Below are 7,637 nucleotides of genomic sequence, written 5' to 3' on the forward strand. Positions count from 1 at the left end.
ATTTATTAGCAAATCGTGATTATAGAACGTTAAAAAAAGTATTAAATGCTAACGATGAGCAGTTAAAAGAGGCCGTCGATTTTATACAACACTTACAGCCCTATCCCGGTGATTTTATTAATATGTCTGCGCCAGATTATGTGATACCTGATGTTTTAGTAAAAAAAGTGAATGGAAGCTGGGTTGTTGATTTGAATAATGACATAATGCCAACCCTACGCATAAATCAGCAATATGCGGCGATGGAAAAGACAGTAAGCGAAAGCGATAGCCAATATATCCGATCACATTTGCAAAATGCGAATTGGTTTATTAAAAGTATTGAAAATCGCAATGAAACTTTACTTAAAGTAAGTCAATTTATTGTAGAACATCAGCGGGAGTTTTTCGAACTGGGCACAGAATATATGAGGCCAATGATTTTATCTGATGTTGCAACTGCAATTGAAATGCATGAGTCAACGGTTTCTCGAGTGACAACTCAAAAATATTTACAATGCCCGACGGGCATATTTGAATTAAAATTCTTTTTTTCTAGCCATGTAAACACACAATCAGGTGGTGAAGCCTCGTCGACGGCTATTCGTGCTTTAATTAAAAAATATATATCAGCAGAAGATAGTAAAAAGCCACTGAGTGATAGCAAATTAGTTTCGTTACTTGAAGAACAAGGTATTATTATTGCTCGCCGAACCGTAGCAAAATACCGTGAAGCCTTATCAATTCCACCATCAAGTCAACGTAAACAGCTTTAAATTTAAAGCTGTTTACGGCAACGGATTATTTTAAATGGCTTTTTTAGTTTCAATAATCATCATATCCGTAGTAAAAGAACCATCAGCTTGAAGTTCAAAATAACTTTTTGTATCGTCAGCTGCGGTTTCTTGGTAAATTCGTATTGCCTCAATTAACTGTTCAGGAGTACGCATTCGTTTAACCCATGTATCAAAAGAGAGTGTTAAACGGTGGCGAGCTATATTATTAATGATGAAACCCGCTTCAGTTAAAAAGGTTAACCATTCACCGGGGGTATAGTCACGAACGTGTGATGTGTCACGCAAGGCTTCAACAGTTTGTAGCCAAACATCTAATACAGGATGACCAGGTGAAACAACATCCATAATAATTAATTTACCACCAGGTTTAGTTATTCGATGGAGCTGTCGAATGCTTTTACCTACATCATGCCAGTGATGTGCTGAATAACGGCTGACAACAATATCAAATTGATTATCAGCAAAAGGGGGGTATTCAGCATAACCTTGCTTAACGGTTATATTTTGTAAACCGCGCTCTTTTGCTGTTTGCGCGACAACCGATAACATTTCATTTGAAAGATCATAGGCAGTAACATGTTTAACATATTTTGCTGCAATAAAACTGACATGACCTGCGCCACATCCCATATCAAGTAGACTTGCCTCGGAATGTGGGATAAGTAGGTTAGATAAATATTCAAGATCAGGTCCTTGCGCATGTACTTTACTGGTTAAATAAGCATTGGCTTGTTCGCCAAACTGCTGTTTTACATTATCATGATGTGTTGCCATTGGTGATTCTCATTATTGGATTGGGCGCAAATAAACGCCCAAAAGTTGAAATTAAGCTAAAAATGACGGGATTTTCTGTTCAAAGTCGCTAATCGCTTCTTCATGTTGTAAGGTTAAACCAATATTATCTAAACCATTTAGTAAACAGTGACGTTTAAAGGCATCAATTTTAAATGGATATTGCTTGTCTCCAGCCGTGACGATCTCATTGACTAAATCAATGGTAAATTCAATACCTTCATTCGCTTCAACAATTTTAAATAGTTCATCGACATCGGCTTCGGATAAATTAACCAATAATAACTGATTGTTAAATGAGTTATTATAAAAGATATCGGCAAAGCTTGAGCCTATAATGGCTTTAAATCCATAATCGGCAAGCGCCCATGGCGCATGTTCACGAGAAGAACCACATCCAAAATTTTCACGTGCTAATAAAATGTTGGCACCTTTATAGCGGGGTTTATTCAAGATAAATTCAGGATTAGGCTGCTCGCCAGCGTCATCTAAAAAGCGCCATTCATGAAAGGCATGTTTACCAAATCCAGTACGTGTTACTTTTTGTAAAAACTGCTTTGGAATGATTGCATCTGTATCAACATTAGCTGCGTCCAAAGGAACAACTAATCCGGTATGTTTTGTAAATTTAGCCATGACAAGTCTCCTTAAAACGGTTTGCGAATATCAGTAAAATGACCAGTAATAGCCGCGGCAGCTGCCATAGCAGGACTAACTAAATGTGTTCTGGCATCCCGCCCTTGGCGCCCTTCAAAATTACGATTACTAGTTGATGCGCAGCGATCCCCTGGTGCTAATTTATCGTCATTCATTGCAAGACACATAGAGCAACCTGGTAAGCGCCATTCAAATCCTGCATCAATAAAAATCTTATCTAATCCTTCGGCTTCAGCTTGTTCTTTCACTGGTCCTGAACCAGGTACAACTAATGCTTGTACACCTTCAGCGACTTTACGGCCTGTGGCAATTTGCGCAGCAGCTCGTAAATCTTCTATACGTGAGTTTGTACAAGAACCAATAAACACTTTATTGATTTTAATATCTGTCATTTTGGTGCCAGCGGTTAATCCCATATAAGCTAATGCACGCTCGGCAGAATGTTTTTCAATAGGATCAGCAAAATGATCAGGGTTCGGTACTGTTGCATCAATTGAAGTTACTTGACCTGGGTTAGTTCCCCAAGTGACTTGTGGTGCGATATCTTTGCCTTCTAACGTCACAACGGTATCAAAATGTGCACCTTCGTCGGTTTTTAGCGTTTCCCAATAAGCAACCGCTTTATTGAAGTCTTCACCTTTTGGTGAAAATTGACGATCTTTTAAGTACTCAAACGTGACTTCATCTGGTGCAATTATGCCAGCTTTAGCGCCCATTTCGATTGCCATATTGCATAATGTCATGCGGCCTTCCATTGATAATGCTTTAATCGCATCTCCACAAAATTCAACCACATGCCCAGTACCGCCAGCACTAGTGGTTTTGCCAATAATCGCTAATATAATATCTTTGGCAGTGATTCCTTCAGCTACTTGACCTTTGACCTCGATTTTCATGGTTTTAGCTCGACCTTGCTTTAAGGTTTGAGTGGCTAGGACATGCTCAACTTCAGAGGTGCCAATCCCAAATGCTAGTGCGCCAAATGCGCCATGTGTTGCGGTATGTGAATCACCACACACAATAGTCATACCGGGTAAAGTCATCCCTTGTTCAGGACCGACCACATGGACAATACCACGTAATGGACTTTGTAAATCATATAACGAAACACCAAACTCTTTGGCATTTTTTGCCAGTTCAGTTAATTGAATGCGGGCCATTTCGCTGCAAGCATTTAAATCATTACTTTTGGTTGAAGTATTATGATCCATGGTCGCAAAAGTTTTATGAGGCTGACGCACCTTACGATTCATTGCACGCAAACCATCAAATGCTTGTGGAGAGGTGACTTCATGCACTAAATGACGATCGATATATAAAATAGGCGTTTCATTTGGTACTTCATAAACGATGTGTGCATCATATAATTTTTGATACAGTGTTTTTGACATTGCATATTCCTTATTATTTTTACAACTTAACTGCGTTGGGTTTTAGACATAATTTTATGAATACTAAGCTTAATTAGCCGCATTTAAGAGGGATACAAGTAGTTGTTTATTCTGCCTACTTGGCTTATCCCTAAGTGATACAATAAATAACATCAATCTGATTAAATGAGCTTACAAATTATGTCTCCCATTTCGCCAGTTGAAATCGGTTGTTCTTTTTGGGCTAAATCAATAGTACGGTAGCCTTGCTCTAATGCTTTATTTACTGCAGTTTCGATAGCTGATGCAATATCATCACGTTTGAAACTGTAACGAACTAATAATGCCAATGACAAGATTTGTGCAGCTGGATTGGCTATGTTTTTACCCGCAATATCTGGCGCACTACCACCTGCTGGCTCATATAGTCCAAAACCTTGCTCGTTCAAGCTAGCCGACGGTAACATGCCCATTGAGCCGGTTATCATAGCGCATTCATCAGACAAGATATCACCAAATAAATTTGAACATAAAATTACGTCAAATTGTGAAGGATCTTTAACTAATTGCATCGTAGCATTATCGATATACATATGCTCAAGTGTAACATCGGGATAGCTTTTAGCTACTTCGCTAACCACTTCGCGCCATAAAATTGAGGTTTGTAGTACATTAGCTTTATCAATTGACGTTACTTTTTTTCGGCGTAAACGTGCGGCTTCAAAGCCCATTTTAGCGATGCGTTCGATTTCAAAACGGTGATACACTTCAGTATCAAAAGCCTTTTCTTGAGCACCGTTACCTTCGCGACCTTTTGGCAAACCAAAATAGATACCGCCAGTTAATTCGCGCATGCATAAAATATCAAAACCACGCTGGGCAATATTAGCCCGTAATGGGCAAAGATCTTCTAAACCTTGATATAGACGAGCAGGGCGCATATTAGCAAATAATTTGAAATGTTTGCGTAGTGGTAATAACGCACCGCGTTCAGGTTGTTGGTCTGGTGGTAAGTTAGTCCATTTAGGCCCGCCAACAGATCCAAATAAAATCGCATCAGCTTTTTCGCATCCTTCTAGTGTTTCTTTCGGTAATGGACAGCCATGAATATCAATTGCTGCTCCACCAACATCATATTCACTGGTCGTAATGGAAAGTTGATATTTTTTGCGGATAACTTCAAGCACTTTATAAGCTTGTTTCATTACTTCTGGACCAATACCATCACCAGGAAGCACTGCAATATGGTAGTTTTGTGACATATTTTATTCCTTTATAATCTCATTTAATCTGATTATTTTGTTCAACAATTAACAAAATAATATAATATTAGTCATGGTGTAATTTTTGTTTTTCTTGTGCAACTTGATTTGCTCTATACACATTATTTAATACATTAATTAATGCGAGCGCTGATGAGTGAACAATATCGGTTGCAAGCCCAACACCATGGAATTTACGCCCTTTATAATCAGCAACAATATCCACTTGTCCTAAGGCATTTTCGCCTTGTCCTTTAGACGCTAATTGATATTTGACTATTGAAATAGGTTCACCAGTAATGCGATTTATGGCTTGGTAAACAGCATCAACAGGCCCATTACCCGTTGCTGCATCGGAAAATTTGTTATCTCCAATGATCAAACTAACCGATGCTGTAGATACAACAGTTGATCCAGATTGAACATTGAAGTAATCCAAAACATAATGTTCTTTTTCATCTTTTAGTTGATTGATAAATATTAATGCTTCTAGATCATAATCAAAAACTTGACCTTTTTTATCAGCAAGTTCTAAAAATGCTTCATAGAGTTGATCTAAATTATAATCTTTATCGTGATAACCTAATTCTTCAAGGCGATGTTTAACCGCTGCCCGCCCTGATCGAGATGTTAAATTTAATTGAATTTGATTTAACCCGATTGATTCAGGTGTCATAATTTCGTACGTTTCTCGATTTTTTAGCACACCATCTTGGTGGATCCCTGAGGAGTGGGCAAAAGCATTACTACCAATAACAGCTTTGTTAGCTGGGATTGGTGTATTGGTTATTTGGCTCACTATTTGGCTGGTACGATAAATCTCTTGATAATTAATATTGGTATGAACATTTAATATATTTTGACGGATTTTAATGGCCATGATGACTTCTTCAAGTGCGGTGTTACCCGCACGTTCGCCTAAGCCATTCATCGCCCCTTCAATCTGCCTAGCACCTTCTTGAATCGCGCTAATCGAGTTAGCCACCGACATGCCCAAGTCATCATGGCAATGAACAGAGATAATCGCCTGATCAATGTTTGGGACACGTTCAAATAAGGTATGAATAATGCCACCAAATTGATAAGGGACAGTATAACCGACAGTGTCTGGAATATTGATCGTTTTTGCCCCCGCTTTAATTGCTGCTTCAACGATCCTACATAAGTTATCAATTGGGGTACGGCCTGCATCTTCACAAGAAAACTCCACATCATTAGTATAATTACGTGCACGCTTAATACAGTGCACTGCTCGTTCAATGACATCATCAAATGTCATTTTTAATTTATCTTTGACGTGTAAAGTTGATGTTGCCATAAAGGTATGAATACGAAACTCATCAGCAACCTTTAATGCTTCTGCTGCAACATCAATATCTTTATCGACACATCGAGATAAAGCACAAACTCGGCTATCTTTTATTGTTTTAGCAATCGTCTGTACTGATTCAAAATCACCTGGTGATGAAATGGGAAAACCAACTTCCATTACATCAACTCGCATTCTTTCTAACGCTAGCGCAATTTGTAGTTTTTCTTTAACACTCAAACTTGCTTGTAATGCTTGTTCACCATCACGTAGTGTGGTATCAAAAATAATGACATGATCGCTCATTGTTTTTCCTTTTATATATTTTAGCGCTATCTCGGTATTTCAAGTTAAAAAACAAAAAACCCGCACTTTAGCGCGGGTTCTTGTTAATCTGTCGAGTTGTTTAATAAACTATCTTTTTTACTCCACACACAAGCCATCCGCGCAAAATGATGCGAGAAGAAGGCTTAGGAGGAGAGAGTATAATTTAATCAACACATGAATTCCTAAATTTAACTACTTAAAAAGTGAATTGATTATATTTTTACCAAATGATATAAGTTGTGTCAATGATTATTTAAAATAAGGCGTGTTATCAAACGGAATAGAAAAAGGCTTAACAACTACAATCAATTTATCTATTGCATAAATAAGTTGAGCAATTTATGGCTAAGCTTATAATAATGCTATCTTTCTTTTATTGAGGATGAATATTATGAATATAGTTGATATTTCTCAAAAACGTTACACTACCAAACACTATGATCAAACTAAAAAAATTCCAATTGAACAATTTGACCAATTATTAACCGTTTTAAGAAACAGCCCATCATCGGTTAATTCACAGCCATGGCATTTTTATGTTATTGATAACGATGCAGCCAAGAACAAAATCTTACCTGCTATTGCTGAATTTAATAAGCCAAGAATAACAGGCGCCTCCCATACTATTGTTTTTTGTATTAAAACGCCATTAGATGCCGCCCATTTGGTCAATTTGTTGAATCAAGAAGATAAAGATGGTCGATATCCATCGGCGGATCTTAAACAAGCACAAGATCAAGGTCGTCGGCACTTTGTAACACTCAATAGCGCGACCATTGAATCACAACAATGTTGGGAAAGTAAACAAGTCTATCTTGCCTTAGGGCAATTACTTTTTGCCGCAGCGGCAATTGGTGTGGATACAACCGCTATTGAAGGGTATGATGCTACTAAAATGGATGAAATTTTAGAGCTTAAAAGTAAAGGGCTTAAAAGTGTCGTGGTAGCAACATTAGGTTATCGAGCCGAAAATGACGGAAATGCTCACCGGCCAAAATCACGCCTACCCAAAGAGCAACTTTTTACTTTTTTGTAAGATAATAAAATAACAAGTTGTACCCTCCGCTTAAAGCTGTAATGAGGGTGGAGGTTCTTTTGCGATTTCTTTGTTTTTATTCTACTTAAATAGAATTAATATACCTGT

7 protein-coding genes are annotated in these 7,637 nt (G+C 37.8%); 2 read left to right on the forward strand and 5 right to left on the reverse strand.

Features of this window, described 5'->3' with window-relative positions; all coding sequences use genetic code 11:
- Positions 1 to 755, forward strand: a 755-nt coding sequence (rpoN, locus tag A9G30_RS04085; RefSeq protein ID WP_065588143.1) for an RNA polymerase factor sigma-54, incomplete at its 5' end; no start/stop codon positions are given.
- Between the two features lie 30 nt (positions 756 to 785).
- Here rpoN and A9G30_RS04090 read toward each other — a convergent pair.
- The 5 genes from A9G30_RS04090 to leuA all read right to left on the reverse strand — a co-directional run bounded on the left by A9G30_RS04090 (position 786) and on the right by leuA (position 6,472).
- Positions 786 to 1,550 (reverse strand): class I SAM-dependent methyltransferase, encoded by a 765-nt coding sequence (locus A9G30_RS04090; RefSeq protein WP_065588144.1) that lies wholly within the window; start codon positions 1,548 to 1,550, stop codon positions 786 to 788.
- A 51-nt stretch (positions 1,551 to 1,601) separates the two neighbouring features.
- A complete protein-coding gene (gene leuD / locus A9G30_RS04095; RefSeq protein ID WP_065588145.1) occupies positions 1,602 to 2,204 on the reverse strand; it encodes a 3-isopropylmalate dehydratase small subunit in 603 nt (200 codons plus the stop codon).
- Positions 2,205 to 2,215: 11 nt separating this feature from the next.
- On the reverse strand, positions 2,216 to 3,616 hold the full coding sequence (leuC, locus tag A9G30_RS04100; protein WP_065588146.1) for a 3-isopropylmalate dehydratase large subunit: 1,401 nt from the start codon (positions 3,614 to 3,616) through the stop codon (positions 2,216 to 2,218).
- Between the two features lie 161 nt (positions 3,617 to 3,777).
- On the reverse strand, positions 3,778 to 4,857 hold the full coding sequence (gene leuB, locus A9G30_RS04105) for a 3-isopropylmalate dehydrogenase (RefSeq protein ID WP_065588147.1): 1,080 nt from the start codon (positions 4,855 to 4,857) through the stop codon (positions 3,778 to 3,780).
- A gap of 67 nt (positions 4,858 to 4,924) precedes the next feature.
- Positions 4,925 to 6,472 carry a 2-isopropylmalate synthase gene (gene leuA / locus A9G30_RS04110; RefSeq protein WP_065588148.1) on the reverse strand — a complete coding sequence of 516 codons (1,548 nt, stop codon included), beginning with the start codon at positions 6,470 to 6,472 and terminating at the stop codon, positions 4,925 to 4,927.
- A gap of 412 nt (positions 6,473 to 6,884) precedes the next feature.
- Here leuA and nfsB point away from each other — a divergent pair, with 412 nt between their 5' ends.
- Positions 6,885 to 7,529 (forward strand): oxygen-insensitive NAD(P)H nitroreductase, encoded by a 645-nt coding sequence (nfsB, locus tag A9G30_RS04115; protein ID WP_065588149.1) that lies wholly within the window; start codon positions 6,885 to 6,887, stop codon positions 7,527 to 7,529.
- The last annotated feature ends 108 nt before the right edge of the window (positions 7,530 to 7,637 follow it).

The sequence above is a fragment of the Gilliamella sp. Fer4-1 genome, from assembly GCF_001690515.1.
Taxonomy (GTDB): domain Bacteria; phylum Pseudomonadota; class Gammaproteobacteria; order Enterobacterales; family Orbaceae; genus Gilliamella; species Gilliamella apicola_C.